Source organism: Halarchaeum nitratireducens (assembly GCF_017874695.1).
Taxonomy (GTDB): Archaea; Halobacteriota; Halobacteria; order Halobacteriales; family Halobacteriaceae; genus Halarchaeum; species Halarchaeum nitratireducens.
Genome location: NZ_JAGIKY010000001.1, coordinates 245458 through 262439, shown reverse-complemented (window position 1 = coordinate 262439; position 16982 = coordinate 245458). Strand labels below are relative to the sequence as shown.

Annotated in this window: 17 protein-coding genes; 6 read left to right on the top strand and 11 right to left on the bottom strand. The window is 71.3% G+C overall.

From position 1 onward, the window contains the following. Nucleotides 1-43: 43 nt before the first annotated feature. Complete coding sequence (malA, locus tag J2754_RS01225) at nt 44-2098, bottom strand: alpha-amylase MalA (protein WP_211086457.1); 2055 nt, start codon at nt 2096-2098, stop codon at nt 44-46. 100 nt (nt 2099-2198) lie between these two features. Here malA and J2754_RS01220 point away from each other — a divergent pair, with 100 nt between their 5' ends. Continuing rightward, nucleotides 2199-2600: a DUF7510 family protein gene (locus J2754_RS01220; RefSeq protein WP_188877081.1), complete on the top strand. Its 402-nt coding sequence runs from the start codon at nt 2199-2201 to the stop codon at nt 2598-2600. Here the strand turns inward: J2754_RS01220 and J2754_RS01215 are convergent. Then, entirely contained in the window at nt 2597-3643 is a 1047-nt protein-coding gene (locus tag J2754_RS01215) for a glycosyltransferase family 4 protein (RefSeq protein WP_211086456.1), read from the bottom strand. The genes J2754_RS01220 and J2754_RS01215 overlap by 4 nt on opposite strands. Nucleotides 3644-3689: 46 nt before the next feature. Between J2754_RS01215 and malQ the strand changes: the two genes are divergently transcribed. Then, entirely contained in the window at nt 3690-5195 is a 1506-nt protein-coding gene (gene malQ, locus J2754_RS01210) for a 4-alpha-glucanotransferase (RefSeq protein WP_268238657.1), read from the top strand. On the opposite strand, the gene J2754_RS01205 is transcribed toward malQ, so the two are convergent. The 7 genes from J2754_RS01205 to J2754_RS01175 form a co-directional block, all read right to left on the bottom strand. Continuing rightward, a complete protein-coding gene (locus tag J2754_RS01205) occupies nt 5192-5632 on the bottom strand; it encodes an HTH domain-containing protein (protein ID WP_188877083.1) in 441 nt (146 codons plus the stop codon). The genes malQ and J2754_RS01205 overlap by 4 nt on opposite strands. Before the next feature lie 69 nt (nt 5633-5701). Continuing rightward, nucleotides 5702-6508, bottom strand: coding sequence for a histidine kinase (locus tag J2754_RS01200; protein ID WP_188877356.1), 807 nt, complete (start codon nt 6506-6508; stop codon nt 5702-5704). Nucleotides 6509-6578: 70 nt separating this feature from the next. After that, nucleotides 6579-8024: a sensor histidine kinase gene (locus tag J2754_RS01195; RefSeq protein ID WP_211086455.1), complete on the bottom strand. Its 1446-nt coding sequence runs from the start codon at nt 8022-8024 to the stop codon at nt 6579-6581. A 371-nt stretch (nt 8025-8395) separates the two neighbouring features. After that, a complete protein-coding gene (locus J2754_RS01190; protein WP_211086454.1) occupies nt 8396-9193 on the bottom strand; it encodes an energy-coupling factor ABC transporter ATP-binding protein in 798 nt (265 codons plus the stop codon). After that, complete coding sequence (gene cbiQ, locus J2754_RS01185; RefSeq protein WP_211086453.1) at nt 9181-9993, bottom strand: cobalt ECF transporter T component CbiQ; 813 nt, start codon at nt 9991-9993, stop codon at nt 9181-9183. Before cbiQ ends, J2754_RS01190 begins: the two co-directional genes overlap by 13 nt. Further along, nucleotides 9990-10295: a PDGLE domain-containing protein gene (locus tag J2754_RS01180; RefSeq protein WP_188877087.1), complete on the bottom strand. Its 306-nt coding sequence runs from the start codon at nt 10293-10295 to the stop codon at nt 9990-9992. Before J2754_RS01180 ends, cbiQ begins: the two co-directional genes overlap by 4 nt. Next, nucleotides 10292-10948 carry an energy-coupling factor ABC transporter permease gene (locus J2754_RS01175; protein WP_211086452.1) on the bottom strand — a complete coding sequence of 219 codons (657 nt, stop codon included), beginning with the start codon at nt 10946-10948 and terminating at the stop codon, nt 10292-10294. Before J2754_RS01175 ends, J2754_RS01180 begins: the two co-directional genes overlap by 4 nt. A 149-nt stretch (nt 10949-11097) precedes the next feature. Here J2754_RS01175 and J2754_RS01170 point away from each other — a divergent pair, with 149 nt between their 5' ends. After that, the gene (locus J2754_RS01170) at nt 11098-12237 is read left to right on the top strand and encodes a glycosyltransferase family 2 protein (protein WP_211086451.1); all 1140 of its coding nucleotides are present in this window, start codon (nt 11098-11100) and stop codon (nt 12235-12237) included. Between the two features lie 17 nt (nt 12238-12254). Here the strand turns inward: J2754_RS01170 and J2754_RS01165 are convergent, their stop codons facing one another. Beyond that, on the bottom strand, nt 12255-13859 hold the full coding sequence (locus J2754_RS01165) for a spermidine synthase (RefSeq protein WP_211086450.1): 1605 nt from the start codon (nt 13857-13859) through the stop codon (nt 12255-12257). A 204-nt stretch (nt 13860-14063) separates the two neighbouring features. On the opposite strand from J2754_RS01165, the gene J2754_RS01160 reads away from it, so the two are divergent. Beyond that, nucleotides 14064-14204, top strand: coding sequence for a hypothetical protein (locus J2754_RS01160; RefSeq protein ID WP_188877092.1), 141 nt, complete (start codon nt 14064-14066; stop codon nt 14202-14204). 7 nt (nt 14205-14211) lie between these two features. On the opposite strand, the gene nadC is transcribed toward J2754_RS01160, so the two are convergent. After that, entirely contained in the window at nt 14212-15009 is a 798-nt protein-coding gene (gene nadC / locus J2754_RS01155) for a carboxylating nicotinate-nucleotide diphosphorylase (RefSeq protein ID WP_188877093.1), read from the bottom strand. Nucleotides 15010-15167: 158 nt separating this feature from the next. Here nadC and J2754_RS01150 point away from each other — a divergent pair, with 158 nt between their 5' ends. Further along, nucleotides 15168-16199 carry an ABC transporter substrate-binding protein gene (locus J2754_RS01150; protein ID WP_188877094.1) on the top strand — a complete coding sequence of 344 codons (1032 nt, stop codon included), beginning with the start codon at nt 15168-15170 and terminating at the stop codon, nt 16197-16199. Nucleotides 16200-16205: 6 nt separating this feature from the next. Further along, the gene (locus J2754_RS01145) at nt 16206-16967 is read left to right on the top strand and encodes an ABC transporter ATP-binding protein (protein ID WP_188877095.1); all 762 of its coding nucleotides are present in this window, start codon (nt 16206-16208) and stop codon (nt 16965-16967) included. Nucleotides 16968-16982: the final 15 nt, after the last annotated feature.

Genomic DNA, 16982 nt, shown 5'->3' with positions numbered 1-16982 from the left:
GGGCGTCGCTCGCCCGCGTGAGCGGCGTCGTCCTCGCGGGACGTCACGCCCCGCCGTCGAACGCGTCCGGGGACGTCGGGAGGACCGCGACCGAATCGACGCGAACGCCGCCGCTCGCCGCCACCGTCTCGCCCGTCGCGGCGTCGCGCGCTCCCGTCGGCACGCCGAGATCGACGGTCACCGGCTCGGCCGCGAAGTTGCAGACGACGACGGCGGCCGCCGCGTCCCGCTCGTCCCCCGTCACGCCCGCTTCGTCGGCCGCGCTCTCACCCCCACCCGCGCCCGCGTCGCGTTCGGGGTCGGAGCCGCGACCGCCGTTCGCTCGACCGAAAGCGACGACGCGCTCCGGGTCGCCCTCGCGCACCGTGTAGTCGATCCGTTCGAGCGCCGCGTCGGCGGCGAGCGCCGGCATCGTCCGGCGGAGGGAGAGGAGCCGTCGATAGTGGTCGGTGAGCGCGTCGTCCGTCGCGTCCCAGACGAGCGCGTCGCGGCGGCCGAGCTGTCCCGTCTCCTGTCCGGCGTAGACGAGCGGCGCGCCCGGGAGCGTGCAGAGCGCGCCAGCCGCCGCGAGCGCCGCCGGCCGCCCGCACTCGACGCGGTACCGCGTCTCGTCGTGGTTCTCCGCGTAGAGCAAGAATCGCGCGTGATCCGGGAACCCGATCGCCGAACGTTCCTCGATCGCGTCGAGGAGCGCCGAGGCGGGCGCCCAGCCGGTGCCGACGCTCCGGAGCGCCGCGTACGTCGTCGAGTCGAAGTGGACGTCGAAGAGCCCCGCTTGGAAGTCCGGGATGTACGGGATCGTCTCGTCGAGCAGGAGGAACTCGGCGTCGCGGGCCTTCACCCGGTCGTGGACCTCGCGCCAGAAGCCGTCCGGGACCGCCCACGCCATGTCGCAGCGGAAGCCGTCGACGAGCGGCGCCCACGTGTCCACGGCGTCGAGGAGGTGGCGCCGAACGTCCAGCGTCTCGAAGTCGAAGTTGGCGATGTGCTCCCAGTCGAAGTACGTCCCGGGTTCGCCGGAGGGCTGCCACTCGTACCAGTCGCGGTAGTCGCTCTCGGGGTTTCGATACGCGTCCCGGAAGTAGGGGTGATCGCGCGCCGAGTGGTTCAACACCAGGTCGAAGAGTACCCGCATCCCGTGGTCGTGCGCGCGCTCGACGAGATGGCGATAGTCCTCGCGGTCGCCGAGGTCCGCGGCGAGCGAGAAGAAGTCCGTGATGTTGTACCCGTGCGGGGCGTGGTCGGCCGCGAGCACCGGCGTCAGCCAGAGCACGTCGACGCCGAGGTCGGCGAGGTGATCGAGGCGGTCGGCGATCGCGCGGAACGTCCCGCCGTGCTCGGCCTCCGGCGCGAACGTCCGCAGGTACACCTCGTAGTAGACCGCGTCCGTCGCCCACGCGGGGGGGTCGTACGGCCGGCGGACGGCGACGCCGCCCGGCGCCGCGTCGTCCCGCACGATCTCGACCTCGTCCGGGACGCTGTATCCGGTCTCCGAGACCGCGACCGCGTGGACGCGCGCGCGCTCCGGGAGCCGCGCGAGCGGGATTCGGAGCCGCCGGCCGTCCGCGCTCGCGTCGGCCGCCCGGAGGTCGTCGCGGTCGTCGAACGCGAACGTGACGTCGAGCGACGCCGCCGAGCCGCCGCCCGCCGGATTCGTCCGTGCGTCCGCTCTGATCACGACGCTGTCGCCCGCGACCCGCCCGTCGAGGTGGATCCGTGGTCGGCCGCCGCCGCGATCGCCGCCACCCGTCGCGTCGTGCCCGTAGCCGCTCGTCCCGGCGTCGCCCTCGGCGGCCACGTCGAGGGCCCCGCCGCTGCCGCGGGCGTCGCGCTCGCCGCCCGCATCCGCCTCGCCGCCGACGTCGAAGCACCGGATCGTCTGTCTGTGGACGCCGTCGGGCGCGTCGAGCGTCAGCACGTATCGTCCCGGGACGTCCGGGTGAAACCACTGGACCGGTCGGTCGTCGACGGCGGCGTTCGATCCCGCCGGCGCGCGCTCGATCCGCCACGCGTACGTCGCCGCGGGGTCCGGGTCGCGCGGCGCCAGCTCCACGCGGTCACCGACCGATACGAACCGCGGGGGCCCTGGGTGATGCATCGCTGGGTCGTGGGTACGACGCCGACCCTTTTGAATGGCGGTGTCCGATCGCGCCCGCCGTCACCGCAACGCCTTAGTCGTCGGTCGCCCGTGAGACCGTATGGCAGAGGACACCCCGACGGGGACGACGATCGACGTCACGGTCGACGACGATCGGACGGTCGTCACTGTCACGGGGACGCGCGACGCCGCCGTCATCGTCTCCTCCGAATCCGGCGAACGGATCTACCTCCCGCCGGAGGACTTCGCGGACGCGCCCGCGACGAACGGACCGCCGTCGACCGTCAGCCCGTACGACGGCGGACGCGACCCCGCCGAAGACGAGACGACCGCGTACGGCGGGGAGGACGCGTACGGCAGCGGGGGGACCGACGCGGGAAGCGACCCGCACGGCCCCGAGACGGACACCCGCGTGCTCGGCGTCACGTCGACGCCGACGGGGTTCCGGATCGTTCACCCCGAGCCCGTCCACGACGTGCGCGTCGTCGGGGCGCGCGACTAGCAGAGCTCGTGGTAGAGGGTCGCGTACTCGTCCGCGACCGTCGCCCACGAGCGGCTCTCGTACGTCGGTTCGCCCGACATCGCCAGCGCCCGGTCCACGCCGTCCGCGATGGAGTCGGACTCCGGTTCGACGAGGACGAGACAGTCTTCCGGGAGGAGTTCGGCCGCCCCGCACTCCGTCGTCACGATCCGCGTCCCCGCGGAGAGCGCCTCGACCACCGTCATCCCGAAGGGCTCCGCGAGCGACGCCGAGACGAACAGGTCCGCGCTCGCGTAGTAGTCCGCGAGCTCCTCGTCCGGGACGTAGCCGACGAACTCGACTCGGTCCTCGATGCCGAGCAGTTCGGCGAACCGGCGGAGCTGTGCGGTGAGGTGGCCGCTCCCGCCGACGACCAGCGTCAGCCCCGGCCGACGGAGTTTCGCGGTCGCGTAGAGGAGGTAGGCGATCCCCTTCTGGTGGGTGTGCCGGCCGACGAAGAAGAGCATCTCGCCGTCGATCCCGAGTTCGGCCTTCAGGTCCCGTCCCGTCGGGCGGACGCGCTTGAAGCCGTTGTGGACGACGGCGGGATCGCCGCCGTAGCGCGCCACGAGCCGCCGCGCGGTCAGCTCGCTCACCGCGACGAGCCGGTCGGCGGCGTCGACGATCCGCTGCTCCGTTCTGACCTCGCGGGTCGGCGGGTTCAGGTTCCGGTCGGCGGAGAGCGAGTGGAACGTCGTCATCCACGGTACGTCGTGGGCCGTGCTCGCTCGCGCGCCGGGACTGTAGCCGAACCAGTCGTGGGTGTGGACGACGTCCGCGTCGGCCGCGACGTCGACGAACTCCTCGGAGAGGCGGCCGATCCGGGTGATGATGTCGCCGTCGCCCGTCGGGACGCCGTGGACGTGCGGGTCGTCGTCGGGGGCGTACTCCGCCGGGAGGACGAGTTCGATGTCGACGTCGTCGCGCGTTTCGAACTCCGCGTACAACTCCCCGACGACGGTGTCGAGTCCACCGGTGACGCGCGGCGGGAACCCCCATCCGAGCATCGCAACCGTCAGCGACACGGGGTCTTCCCTCGCAGCTCTCGTTTCGTCACGGTCGGTAACGTTGATGCAGGGGGGCCGCAAAAACGTTCGCATGGATTTCGAGCGGGCGAGCGGCGTGTTCTGTCACCTCACCTCCCTACCGGGACGACACGGGATCGGCGATCTCGGCGACGGTACACGCGATTTCCTCGCCTTCCTGGAGCGCGCCGACCAGTCAGTCTGGCAGTTCTGTCCCGTCGGACCGACGTCGGGCGCGCACGGCCACTCGCCGTACAGTTCGCCGTCGACCTTCGCGGGCAACCCCCTGCTCGTCGACCTCGACGCGCTCCGCGAGCGGGGGTGGCTCACCGCCGCGGAGACGGAACCGCCAGCGGGGAGCGATCGCTCGTCGGTCGCCTACGACGTCGTCGCGCCGTACAAGCGCGACCGCCTGCGGCACGCCTTCGAGCGCTTCGACGCCTCGGGGTCGCCCGGGTTCGACGCCTTCCGCGAGCGTGAGGGCGACTGGTTGGCCGACTACGCGCTGTTCGCGGCGCTCAAGGACGAACACGACGGCGCGCCGTGGACGTCGTGGCCGGCAGGCGTCCGCGAGCGCGACCCCGAGGCCCTCGCTCGCGCCCGCGACGACCTCGCCGAGGCGGTGCGCTACCACGCGTTCGTCCAGTGGCGCTTCGACGAGCAGTGGCGCGCGCTCCGCGCGGCCGCCGACGACCGCGGGGTGACGCTCGTCGGCGACGTGCCAATGTACCCCGCGCTCGACTCCGCGGACGTATGGGCGAACCCGGAGGCGTTCGCGGTCGCGGACGGCCGCCCGACCGCCGTCGCGGGAGTCCCGCCGAACCCCGGCGACGACGGCCAGCGCTGGGGGATGCCGGTCTACGACTGGGACGCGCTCGCCGACGACGACTACGGCTGGTGGCGCGCGCGCCTCCGCCGACTGCTCGAACGCGTCGACGTCGCACGCCTCGATCACTTCAAGGCCTTCGAGTCGTACTGGGCGATCCCGGGAGACGCCGACGACCCCGCCGCGGGCGACTGGCGCACCGGCCCGGGCGCGGACTTCTTCGAGACGGTACGGGACGAGATCGGCGGGCTCCCGTTCATCGTCGAGGACCTCGGGTTCCTCGACGCGCCGTTGGAGGCGCTCCGCGAGCGCTTCGACTTCCCGGGGATGCGCGTCGCGCAGTACGCCGACTGGTGTGCCGACCACCACCGGCACAAGCCCCACGACTACCCCCGCGACTGCGTCGCCTACACGTCGACGCACGACACGGACACGATCGTCGGGTATTACGACGGCCTCGACGACACTCAGCGTGCCTGCCTGGAGTACGCCCTCGGCGTCAGCGGCGACGGCGTCGCGTGGGACGTCATCGACGGCGTCTGGGAGTCCGACGCCGTTCTCGCGGTGACGACCGTCCCGGACCTCCTCGGTGCGGGGAGCGACGCGCGATTGAACACGCCGGGGACGACGGCCGGCAACTGGCGCTGGCGGTTCGACCCCGCGGCCCTCGACGACGCCCTCGCGGAGCGACTGCGGGCGGCCACGGCGGCGACCGGGCGGGCTTAACTGACGCCCTGCGGGACCGATTCGGCCGTCTCGTAGCCGTCGAAGCAGTCCGCGACGCTCCACGTCCGGGTCCCGTCCGTACAGGGGAACACCCACGCCAGCGTGTCGCCCTCGTACACCGCGAGCGTCACCTCTGGGAGCGCGATCGTGCGGACGCTCCGCCCCAACCGCGAGGTGCGGGTCTCGACGGAGAGCGTCGAGCGGACGTCGCCGGCCGACCACGCGGCGAGCGCCTGCAGGTCCGCGGTGTCGTCGTCGCCTCCCTCGGAGAGGATGACCTCCCCCTGGACCGTCTCGATCTCGAACTCGTCGACGACGCCGGCGGCCGCGAGCGCGCTGAGACGGTCGATGGCCACGGTCCGCTCGCCGGCGACGGGTCGCCGGACGTACAGCACCAACCGGATCGGCGTCCCGTCGTCAGCTCGATCACTCGGCATACGTCGACCAATCTATGCCATGTGATATCAAATCTATCGGAAAACGCCAAAAATTGCAACGCTCGTCGTCTACAGACGCGTCACGATGTACGACGCGATGTCGTCGACGAGGTCGGGGTCGAACGTCCAGAAGCCGTCCCAGGTCCCGGACTCCTGTTCGATGGCGAGCAGCGCGACCGGATCCGGCGTCCGCGACGCCTCCGACGCCCCTTCGGACGCCGCCGACGGCTCCGTCCGCGCCTCTGCGTCCGGTCGGAAGAGCACGAACCACGAGTCCGTGAAGTCCGCCGTGTACCCGCCGTGCATCGTGACGCCGAGCGACTCGGGAGGGACCCAGTTCGGGACGCCGTAGACGTGGACGTCCGTCTCGGTGTCGCCGAGCGTCTCGTACACCTCCCGCGTCCCCCGCTCGTCCCGGATGCGCGAGAGCGACTGGAAGGAGGCCCGGTGATGTCCGCCGTTCGCCCGCCACGACACGCGCTCGATGTACCGCGAGATCACGATCAACAGGAGTTTCTCGGTGTCGGATTGGGGGTACGAGCGCAGCGAGAAGCGGACTTCATCGAGCCCCATCAGCACGTCCGGGAGCTCCAGCGTCTCGATCCCCTGTGCGCCGGTCCGGTAGAGGTCCGAGTTCACGAACAGGAGCGTCTCCTGGAGGGCCGAGAGGGGGGACGTCGCCACCACCTCGCCGTCCTCGACGAGCAACACGACGTCGTCGTCGACGTCCGGGACCGCGGCCTTCTCGACGTCGATCGGCTGCTCCGCGAACGCAGATTCGAGCATCCGATGGAGGACGTCCGGTCCCGTCGCGTTGGCGACGACGAGCGAGCGCTCCCGATCCGGGACGCGATCGAGGAACCGCGTCAGCGACATCGTGCTCCCCACAGCCGGTACGCGCGACGAGTGACCCGACGCCCGCGGGGTCCCGGTGATCGGACGCGGATCATCGGACCCGTTGGAGTTCGACGCAGACGATCGTGCCGCGCGGGTCGTTGTCCTCGACCCACACGCGCCCGCCGAACTGCGTGACGAGTTCGTCCACGAGGTAGAGTCCGAGCCCGGTGCCCGAACTCCGCTCGCCCTGTTCGCCGTGGTCGAAGACGGCGCGCTTTTGCGAGTCCGGGATTCCGGGGCCGTTGTCCGCGATGCGGACCGTACACGTCTCCGCGTCGGCGACGACGGAGACGTCGATGCGGACCGCCCCGCCGTCGCTGTGGAGGACCGCGTTGTCCAAGAGGTTCGTGAAGACGGAGGAGAGCAGCGGCGTCGCCGACACCAGACACTCGTCCGGGAGATCGACCGGGCCGTCGACGACGAGCGAGTCCGCCTGGTACTCGAACGTCGAGCGCACCTGATCGATCTCGCGCGTCAACACGTCTCCGAGGTCGATCGGTTCGAGCGCGGGATCCTCGCTCCCGAGAATCGCGGTGAGATCGCGCACCTCCTCCGTGAGCTCTTGGGTGTGGACGGCGGCGTTCATCACGCGCGAGAGCGTCTCGCGCTGGTCGGCGTCGAGGTTCCCGCGTAACTCCTCGCCCCACCCGCGGATCACCGCCATGTCGTTACGGATGTCGTGACGGATGATCTGATTGAGCAGTTCGTACTGATCGCGCTCGGTGCTGAGCGCCTCCTCGGCCCGCTTGCGCGCGGTCACGTCCTGCTGGAACCCGACCCAGTTCGTGACGACGCCCCGCTCGTCGCGGAGGGGCGCGATCGTCACGGCGTTCCAGAACTCCTCGCCGTCCGCGCGCTCGTTGCGGAGTTCGACCGTCGTCGACTCGTTGGCCGCCATCGCGTCGCGGAACCGCTGGACCGCGGCCTCCTCGGTCGCCTCGCACTGGAGGAACCGACAGTTCCGGCCGAGCGTCTCCAGGACGTCGTAGCCGGTGATCCGCTCGAACGCGGCGTTGGCGTAGATCAGCGGGTTGTCCGGACGGGTGTAGTCCGAGATCGTGATCCCGACGGGCGCGGCGTCGATCGCCCCGGTCTTGAGCGGCGTCGTCGGCAGTTTCGCGCGCGCGTCCTCCGCGACGCTCAGGCTCGCGAACGCCTCGCCGTCGTAGACGAACGGCGAGATATGGAGGCGATGCGAGCGCGCGTCGTCGCTCTCCTGATACGGGAGCGTCAGCGTGAGGTCGAGCGGCGTCGTCGGGTCCGCGATGTCGTCGAGCGACGCGTCGCCCCGGCGGAGCGTGCGGAGGTAGGTCGCCGCCGTTCGCGTGACCGCCGGATCGATCCCCGTCGCGTCGACGAACGTCCGCCACGCCTCGTTGGCCACGACGGCCGTCCCGGCGTCGTCGACGATGGTGATCCCGTTCGAGAGGGAGTCGAGCGCGCGCGCGGCGTACTCCCTGTCCGCTGTCCCCCTCCCGGGCGTCGGCGTCGTCATATCCACGTGTACCGACCCTCCGGGCTTAATACCTCTTGCCGCGGCGACCGACGGCGCGTCCGACCGGTACCCGTCACGACCGACCGATATATGCGCCTGCCGGCGGACGTCCCTTCGTGGAATCGACGGAGCGCACCCCGGACTCAGGTGGTGGACGAGCGCGCTCGACGTCCTCGCCGTCCTCTGTCTCGGCGTCGCCCTCGACGCCCTCGGCGTCGCGTCGCTGACGATCGGGGCGCCTGGAACGCTCACCCACCTGTTCACGTACACCGCGAGCGCGACCGAGATCTCGCTGTCGGTCGGCCCCGGCGTGACGGAACAGGTCAACGGTCGGCGCGTCCTACGACCGCCTCTCCCGCTCCCACGGGGTCTCACAGCGCGTCCCGGAGGCGCTCTCGCGCCTCGGGGACGGTGAGCGGGATGTCCGAATCGTCGAGGAGTCCCGCGAACACCCGGACCGTGGTCGGCGGCCGGAGTCCGACGTCGGCGAGCAGGTCGCCGTCGGTGAGGACCGCGCGGGCGGACGCGTCGGCGGCGATGGACCCGTCGCGGTCGACGACGAGCACGCGCTCCGCGATCTCGGGGACGGCGTCGAGTGACGGCGTGAACACGACGACGGTGCCGTCGTGATCGCGCACGAGGTCGCGGATGCGCGCGCGGTAGTGCGCGTCGACGGCGCCGAACGGTTCGTCGAGGAGGAGGACGTCCGGATCGAAGGCGAGGACGCTCGCCACCGCGGCGCGTTGCTTCTCGCCGCCGGAGAGGCGAAACGGCGGCCGGTCGAGCAGGTCGGTGAGTCCGAGTTCGTCGGCGAGCGATGCGACGCGTCGCTCCGCGCGCTCGCGCGGGAGCCCGAGCTGCGCCGGGCCGTACTCGATGTCCTCCCGGACGGTCGTGTTGAACAGGTAGTCGTTCGGGTCCTGGAGGAGCACGCCGAGGCGCTCGCGGACGGCCTCGGCGTCGGTCGTCTCCCCGAAGTACGTCACCTCGCCCGCGGTCGGGGCGACGAGGCCGCCGAGCGCGAGCTGGAGCGTGCTCTTGCCCGATCCGTTCGCGCCGACGACGGCGACGCGCTCGCCGCGCTCGATCGTCAGATCGACGTCGCTGATCGCCGTCGTGCCGTCCGGGTAGGCGTGGGTCAGCCCGCGAGCGTCGATCACGGTGTCCACCGGATCACCCCCGAGACGACGACGGCGACGGCCGCGAGCGCGAGCAGCGCGTAGTCCGCGACGCCGACGCGGCGCGAGCGACCGTACGGCGACGGCGGGCGCGAGCCGCCGCGCGCTCGCATCCCCCGCCCGACGCGTTCGCCCCGATCGAGCGTGCGGAGGACGAACGTCCCGGCGATCCGCCGCGCGTCGCGCCAGCCGTCGCGAAGACCGGTCTCGCCCGTCGTTCGGCTGTTGCGCGCGAGCACGAGGCGCTGGAGTTCGTCGAAGAAGAGGAAGAGGTATCGGTAGGTGACGGCGACGACCCAGACGAGCGGGACCGGCACGCGAAGCTCGCGGAGCGCGGCGACGAGGGCCGAGAACGGCGTCGTCAACACGAGCAGCGAGAGGAGCGCGACGCCGACGCCGACGCGGACGGTGAACAGGAGGACGTAGGCGACGCCGGCCTCGGTGACGGTCACACCGAGGAGCCGAACGAGCGCGTCGCCCGGCAGGAGGACCGCCTGCGGGAGGGCGACGAGCGCGGAGACGAGCGGGACGACCGCGGACCGCGCGAGCAGTCGGCGGAGCGGGACCGCGGAGAGGCGGGCCAAGCCGGCCGTCAGGGCGGCGAAGCAGAGCGCGACGCCGAGCGTGCGCGTGAGCACGACGCCGAGCGCGAGCGCGGTGATCGCGCACAGCGAGACGCGCGGGTCGCGGCGCTGGAGGAATCCGTCCGCGGTAGCGAGTTGTTCGGCCGCGAAGAGAGCGCGCAGCGCGCCCGTGATCGTCTCGACGGAGCGACCGAGGACGCCGCTCACCGTTCGAGGAGGCGTCCGGCGCCGAGCGCGACGCCGAGCGTGAGGAGCGTCCCGATCCCGCCGGCCGCGAGCGTGCCGAGCGGGCCGTCGAGACCGGCGACCGTGTAGTCGGGGAGGAGGCCCGGGAGAACGGTGCTGGCGGCGTCCGCAGCGCCCGTCGCGTGGGCGGCGTTTTCGAGCGGTTCGGCGTAGCCGACGGCGCCCGACGCCCACCCGAAGACGGGCGCGAGGAAGACGAGGACGAGGAGACACGCGAGCGCGCGCCGGACCCACGGGCGCGTGAAGGGGACGCCGGCACTCATGCGCCCACCTCCGGGGCGGCCACCTCGTCGGCCGAGCGTCCGAGGACGAGGTCCGGACGGGCGTCCGCGACGTAGCCGTAGACGGCGGCGGTGATGGCGCCCTCGACGAGGCCGAGCAGCGCGTGGCCCACGACCATGATCGGCACCGTGGTCCCGACGGCGTAGGCGAAGGCCGAGGAGAAGCCGACGCCGAGGCCGACGACGAGCGCGGAGACGGTGATCGCCCCCCAGCCGGCGACGAAGGCGGCGCCCGTCTCGTGGACGCCCCGGCAGGCGCGGAAGAGCGCGTAGCCGACGAGGACGTCGACGACGGCCATGGCGAAGAGGTTCGCGCCGAGCGCGATGATCCCGCCGTCGCCGAAGACGAGGGCCTGAATCGTCACGACGGCGGTCATGGCGAGCACGCCAAGCGAGGGACCGAGCAGGACACCGGCGAACGCGCCGCCGACGAAGTGCGCGCTCGTTCCGCCCGGGATCGGCCAGTTCAACATCTGTGCGGCGAAGACGCCGGCGGCGACGACGCCGAGGAGCGGGGTCCGCTCGTCGCCGAGCTCGTCGCGGGCGCGCCGGACCGCGAGACCGATCGCGGCGCCGGAGCCGAGCCAGAAGAGGCCCGCGACCCACGGGTCGAGGAAGCCGTCGGGGATGTGCATGCGTGTCCGGATCGAGTGCGAGGGAAACAATAATACTTTCCGTGTCGTTCGTAATATTCGGGCGGATGTCCGTGATCGAGGCGGGTCTCTTTTCGAGCGAACCGAACGAGTGCGACATTCTGCTCGTTTCGCGCCCCGAAGTGCCCGATATGTTACTCCGACCCGTCGGTGCCGCAGTGGCGAGCGACGCGGCGGTCGGATCGGTGCGGGTCGGAGCCGGCGACGCCATCGAAACCGTCATTCGCCTCCGGCGCCTCCCCCCGGCGACCACTCGTGCGCCACGTTCAGCACCGTCGTCGAGAGGGACCGGACGCGACACGCGGGCCGACCGCCGCGGGCGGGGGCGGCCGCGCGACGTCGAACGCCGGCCGCCGCGGTGGTGGACCGTGACGGCGGTGACGACGAGCGTCGTCGTCCCCGTCTACAACGACCCCGACGGGCTCTCGACGACGGTCGAGTCGCTCCTCGCGCAGGACACCGACGACTACGAGATCGTCGTCGCGGACAACGGCTCGACGGACGAGACGTCCGACATCGCCGCGGCGTTCGCGGACTCGGAGCCCCGCGTCCGCCACGTCGTCGAGGGCGACGTCCAGAGTTCGTACGCCGCGCGCAACGCCGGCATCGAGGCCGCCGCGGGCGACGTGATCGCCTTCGTCGACGCGGACATGTGGGTCGAGCGCGACTACGTGCGCGGAGTGACGCGGGCGGTGGCGGATCGGGAGTACGTGGGCTGTCGCGTCGAGCTCGTCGCCGGCGACGGGACGGTCGCGCGCTACCGGCGCGCGAGCGGCTTCCCCATCGAGCAGTACGTCGAGGAACACGGCTTCGCTCCGACGTGCTGTCTCGTCGTCACCCGTCACCTACTCGACGAGATCGGCGGCTTCGACGCCCGTCTGGTGTCGAACGGCGACCTGGAGTTCGGCCGCCGGGCGCGCCGGGCCGGCTTCGCGCTGACGTACGAGCCGGACGTCACGCTGTATCACCCGGCGCGCTCGACGCTACGGAGCGTGCTCTCGCAGAACTACCGAATCGGCCGCGGGCGCGAGCAACTGCGACGCTACCACGGCGAGCGCTTCGACGTCCGGCCGCTCGCCGACCCGCGGAACGTCCTCCCGGTCCACCCGGGGCGGTTCGCCGACTCCCTCGACGCGCCCGCGGCGCGCCGCCGCGACCTCCTCGTCTGGTACGTGATCGCGTGCGTGCAGAAGTGGGCGCGGACCGCGGGCACGCTCGCACAACGGCGGGCCGAGACGGCGCACGCGGACGGCTACGGGGAGTCCGACTGAGCGGCGAGACCGGCGGACTAGCCGGCGACGCGCGCGGCGAGCGTCACACCGGTCGCGGTCGGCGCGTCCGTCGAGTCCGTCGCGTTCGTCACGTTCCCCGTCTCCTCGATGACGTAGCGCTGGCCGACCATCGGATCGAGGAGCGTGTCGACGGGTGCCCGGTCGTCGCGGAGCGTCGGCACGTCGTCCGTCGGCACGTCGACGGCGTACTGCTCGATCGCGTCGCCGAGGTCGATGCCGATGTCGCGCGCCGCGTTCCGCTCGCGCAACTCGGCCTGCGTCACGTGCGTCCCGCGCTTCGTGGCGACGAGTTCGACGTTCTGCACGACGTTCGTGTCGGTGGTCGGGAAGCTGTACACCTGGGGGAAGACCTCGTTCATCGTCTCGTACTCGGCGCGGTAGAACTGCGAGGCGGGACCCGTGGGCGCGGAGATGACGTTGGCGACGACCCCCCCGTTCGGGGAGAGGCGATCCGACGCGAGCGACATGAACTCCCGGGTCGTCAGCTGGAACGGTACCTTGTCCTTCTTGTAGGCGTCGAGGACGATCAGGTCGTAGGTCTCGTCCGTCTCCCGGAGGAACTGACGGCCGTCACCGACGTGGGCGGTGACGTCGTACTCGTCCGCCCGGAAGTACGCCTCGGCGACGCGGACGACTTCGGGGTCGATCTCGACGACGTCGACGCTCGCGTCGTACTCGGCGGCGAAGCGCTTCGGCCCCGTGAACCCGCCGCCGCCGACGAACAGCACGCGGTCGATGTCGTCCGGGTCGTCGGCGAGGAGGTAGGGCATGTGGAAGTACTGGGTGTACTCGAAGACGTGTCGCGTCGGGTCGCTCTTGTCCATCGCGCTGTGGCGCTGGCCGTCGAGGTAGAGCGTCCGCGTGTCGCCGTCGTCGACGACCGCGAGGTCCTGGTACGCCGTGTTCGTCTCGTAGACGACGTCGCCGCGGGCGGTGTAGCCGAACGCGCCGGTCGCGGTCGCCGCGACGAGGAGGAGCGCGACGACGAGCGTCGAGAGCGTCGCTCGTCGGTCCGACGGCCACGCGAGGACGCCCGCGGTCACGACGAGCGTCGCCCCGAGCGCGAAGGCGATCCGCGAGACGGAGAGCGAGGGGATGAGGACGAAGGTCGTACCGAACGCTCCGACGATGCTCCCGACGGTCCCGAGCGCGTAGACGCGCCCGGAGGCCTCGCCGATCCCCTCCCGGTCGGTGAGTTCGGCCGCGTACGGGCTGATGAAGCCGAGCAGGTACGTCGGCGGTCCGAATAGGAGGACGACGGCGGGGAGGGACGCGAGGCGCGCGGGGAGCGGAAGCGCCGCCGCCGACGCCAACAGCTGATCGGCGAAGACGATGAGGACGGCGACGTACACCGCGGAGCCGAGCAGCAGGCGGACAAGCCGACCGTTCGTCGCCTCCTCGGCGGCCCGCTTTCCCCCGTAGTGGTACCCCACGCTCAGCGCGGCGAGGAAGACGGCGATGACGCTCCCCCACGTGTAGATCGAACTGCCGAACTGGGGCGCGACGATCCGTCCCGCTAGGATTTCGAGGCCCATGCTGACGACCCCCGAGGCGAAGACGGCCAGCTCGGCTCTGTCCAGCCGATCCGCCAGCACGCTCATTGGCGTGCGTTAGCTCCGCATGGGGATAAGTTCGGAGGGGCGTCGGGCGGGAAGTCGGTCACCGACCGAGTCGACCGGTCGAGCGGTTCGACCGGCTGACCCGCCGGGGCGTACATAGACACGCCCGGAGAACCACCGTGCGGAACGTCATCATACGTCTCAGAGCTCGCCGCGATCTTCGAGCGCGTCGCGGGCGAACGCGACGTGCGCGAGGAGCGGGCGGAGACGTACGACCGGAACCCGGAGGAGCACGACGCGAACCGCGACGTCGCTCGTGCGGTCGACGACGGGTTCGGCGACGCGATCGCCGGCGGGGAAGCCGGACGGGGTCCGCCGGCCGGGTGAGGGCCCGCTACTCGGTGAGGAGCGTCACGTCGAGCCAGTTCGCGGAGTGCGTCAGGCTCCCCATCGAGACCACGTCGACGCCGGCGGCGGCGTAGTCCGCGACGGTCTCCGGCGTGATCCCGCCCGAGGCCTCGGTGAGCACGTCGTCGGGGAGCGTCTCCACGCAGTCCGCGACTTCGGCGGGCGTCATGTTGTCGAGCAGGACGATGTCCGCGCCGTAGGCCGCGGCGCGGCGGGCTTGGGGCTCCGTCTCCGCCTCGACCTCGACCTTCGTCGTGAAGGAGGCGCGTTCGCAGGCCTCGCGGACGGCCGTCTCCAATCCGACGATGTCGATGTGGTTCTCTTTGATGAGCACGGCGTCCGCGAGGTCGTAGCGGTGCGGGTCGCCGCCGCCGACGCGGACCGCCTTCTTCTCGAAGTAGCGAAAGCCGGGCGTCGTCTTGCGGGTCGCGGCGACGCGCGTCTCGCCGGCCCGATCGACGCAGGTCCGGGTCGCGCTGGCGATCCCGCTCATGCTCCCGAGGAAGTTGAGGGCGAGGCGTTCGGCTTCGAGGAGCGCGCGTGCGTCGCCCGACACTCGCAGGACGTCGTCGCCAGCCGCGATGGCGTCCCCGTCGTCGACGACGGTCTCGACGGTGAGACCGACGTGCTCGAAGAGCGAGCGGGCCTCCGCGACGCCCGCGGCGATCCCAGAATCGCGGGTCCGAACGACCGCGTCGGCGTCGTGGCCCTCGACGAGCGCGCTCGTCACGTCCCGCCAGCCGGCCCCGTCTTCTTCGAGGAAAGCGTGTGGTCTCGTGTCCATATCGAACGGACAGTCCGTAGCCACAAAACGCTCCGGGTCTCGTACCTGAATCAGTAGGTGGTGGTTCCGACGTACTCTGAAGAGAATTGTTCTCCGAAAGACCCCGATGGCGAGAAAATGCAGAAGTGATTTGTATTCGAGGTCAATATCATCGATGAATGCGTCGCAGAGCGTACCTCCGAACCGGGGCGGCGGTGATCGGGAGCACGGGTATCGCGGGCCTCGCCGGCTGTGGCGGATCGGGTGGCGGCGGGGACGGCGGGACGCTCCGGCTCGCGTTCCAGGCTCCCGCGGAGACCGTCGACGTCAACACGTGGGACGCGGCCGATCGGGTCGCGCCCGCGGAGTACGACCTCGACACCTCCATCGACGTCTTCGAGGGCGTCGACCTCGCCGCACAGTCCGTCCTGTCGGGGAACGCAGACGTCGCGCGCGGGTCGGTCACGGCCGCCGCGAACCTCGTCGCGGCCGGGCGGGAGTTCACGTTCGTCTCCGTTCCGATCCGATCGACCGACTACGTCCTCGTCACCGACGGCGAGATCGACTCGCTCGAAGCGATCGTCGAGCAGGACGCCGTCATCGGAATGTCCGCGCCGAACGGGCTCGACGCCGTGCAGACGATCGCGCTCCTCAGCGAGGAGGGCGTCATCGAGAGCGCGGACGAGCTGAACTTCCAGCGCGTCGGCTATTCGAGCGCGCGCCGGGCCGCGCTCGCCGAGGGGAGCATCGACGTCTCGCCCCAGCACTACGCGCAGTGGCTGGCGATGCGCGAGGAGGGTGACGGCCTCACGCGCCTCGCCACCTTCGGCGACGTGCTGACGTCGTGGATTCAGGAGACCTACATGGTCCCGCAGTCCGTCATCGACGAGAAGCGCCCGCAGCTCGTGGATTTCGTCGCGGCCCAGTTGCTCGCCAACCGACGCCTCGCCGACGACTACGAGCGCTACGGGACGCTGATCGACGAGTACGTCGACGGCGGCGGTCCCGAGGAACGCGTCCAGCGCCGGACCTACGACTTCCTCACGGACGTCGACGTCTGGCCGCCCGGCGGCGGGCTCGGGAGGGACGAGGTCGACTACATGCTCGACCTCTCCGCGCGGGTCGGCCTCACGGACGAACGCATCCCGACGGACGACGTGATGGACCGCTCGATCCTCGACGACGCGCTCGCGCGCGTCGGAGCGCGGTGAGCCGCGATGACGACGCTACGCGCCGAGCGCGTCCGCAAGACCTACCGGAGCGACGCCGGGGACGTGACGGCCGTCGCGGACGTCTCGCTCACCGTCGCCGACCGGGAGTTCGTCTCCGTCGTCGGTCCCTCGGGATGCGGGAAGACGACGCTCCTCCGGCTGTTCGCCGGGCTCGAAGCGCCGACCGATGGGCGCGTGCTCGTCGACGGCGATCGGATCGAGGGCCCCTCGCCGGAGCGCGCGATGGTGTTCCAGTCGTTCAACCTCTTCGACTGGCGGACCGTCCGCGGGAACGTCGCGTTCGGGCTCGAACGGCGGGGCGTCCCCGAGGCCGAGCGCCGCGAGCGGGTCGACGACTGGCTCGACACCGTCGGCCTCACCGACTTCGCGGACGCCTATCCCGACGAGCTCTCCGGCGGGATGCGCCAGCGCGTCGGTCTCGCGCGCGCGCTCGCCGTCGACCCGGACGTCCTCCTGATGGACGAACCGTTCGGCGCGCTCGACGCGCAGACGCGCGCCGTCCTCCAGTCCGAGCTCCTCGACCTCTGGGAGGACCGGCGGACGACCGTCCTCTTCGTCACGCACGATATCGAGGAGGCGCTGTTGCTCTCCGATCGCGTGCTCGTGATGGGCGCGGCACCGAACGCGGTGACGCGGACCGTCAACGTCCCCTTCGAACGCCCGCGCCACGGCCGCGAGCTGGAGACGACGCCCGCGTTCGCCGACTACCGCCGCGAGATCTGGGATCACCTCCGGGACGAACAGTGATCACTGACGCCCGAC

What these genes read in the sequence shown, in the direction of transcription:
- malA (WP_211086457.1), bottom strand. Translation starts at nt 2,098, where the DNA reads ATGCATCACCCAGGGCCCCCGCGGTTCGTATCGGTCGGTGACCGCGTG.
- J2754_RS01220 (WP_188877081.1), top strand. Translation starts at nt 2,199, where the DNA reads ATGGCAGAGGACACCCCGACGGGGACGACGATCGACGTCACGGTCGAC.
- malQ (WP_268238657.1), top strand. Translation starts at nt 3,690, where the DNA reads ATGCAGGGGGGCCGCAAAAACGTTCGCATGGATTTCGAGCGGGCGAGC.
- J2754_RS01205 (WP_188877083.1), bottom strand. Translation starts at nt 5,632, where the DNA reads ATGCCGAGTGATCGAGCTGACGACGGGACGCCGATCCGGTTGGTGCTG.
- J2754_RS01200 (WP_188877356.1), bottom strand. Translation starts at nt 6,508, where the DNA reads ATGTCGCTGACGCGGTTCCTCGATCGCGTCCCGGATCGGGAGCGCTCG.
- J2754_RS01195 (WP_211086455.1), bottom strand. Translation starts at nt 8,024, where the DNA reads ATGACGACGCCGACGCCCGGGAGGGGGACAGCGGACAGGGAGTACGCC.
- J2754_RS01180 (WP_188877087.1), bottom strand. Translation starts at nt 10,295, where the DNA reads ATGAGTGCCGGCGTCCCCTTCACGCGCCCGTGGGTCCGGCGCGCGCTC.
- J2754_RS01175 (WP_211086452.1), bottom strand. Translation starts at nt 10,948, where the DNA reads ATGCACATCCCCGACGGCTTCCTCGACCCGTGGGTCGCGGGCCTCTTC.
- J2754_RS01170 (WP_211086451.1), top strand. Translation starts at nt 11,098, where the DNA reads ATGTTACTCCGACCCGTCGGTGCCGCAGTGGCGAGCGACGCGGCGGTC.
- J2754_RS01165 (WP_211086450.1), bottom strand. Translation starts at nt 13,859, where the DNA reads ATGAGCGTGCTGGCGGATCGGCTGGACAGAGCCGAGCTGGCCGTCTTC.
- nadC (WP_188877093.1), bottom strand. Translation starts at nt 15,009, where the DNA reads ATGGACACGAGACCACACGCTTTCCTCGAAGAAGACGGGGCCGGCTGG.
- J2754_RS01150 (WP_188877094.1), top strand. Translation starts at nt 15,168, where the DNA reads ATGCGTCGCAGAGCGTACCTCCGAACCGGGGCGGCGGTGATCGGGAGC.
- J2754_RS01145 (WP_188877095.1), top strand. Translation starts at nt 16,206, where the DNA reads ATGACGACGCTACGCGCCGAGCGCGTCCGCAAGACCTACCGGAGCGAC.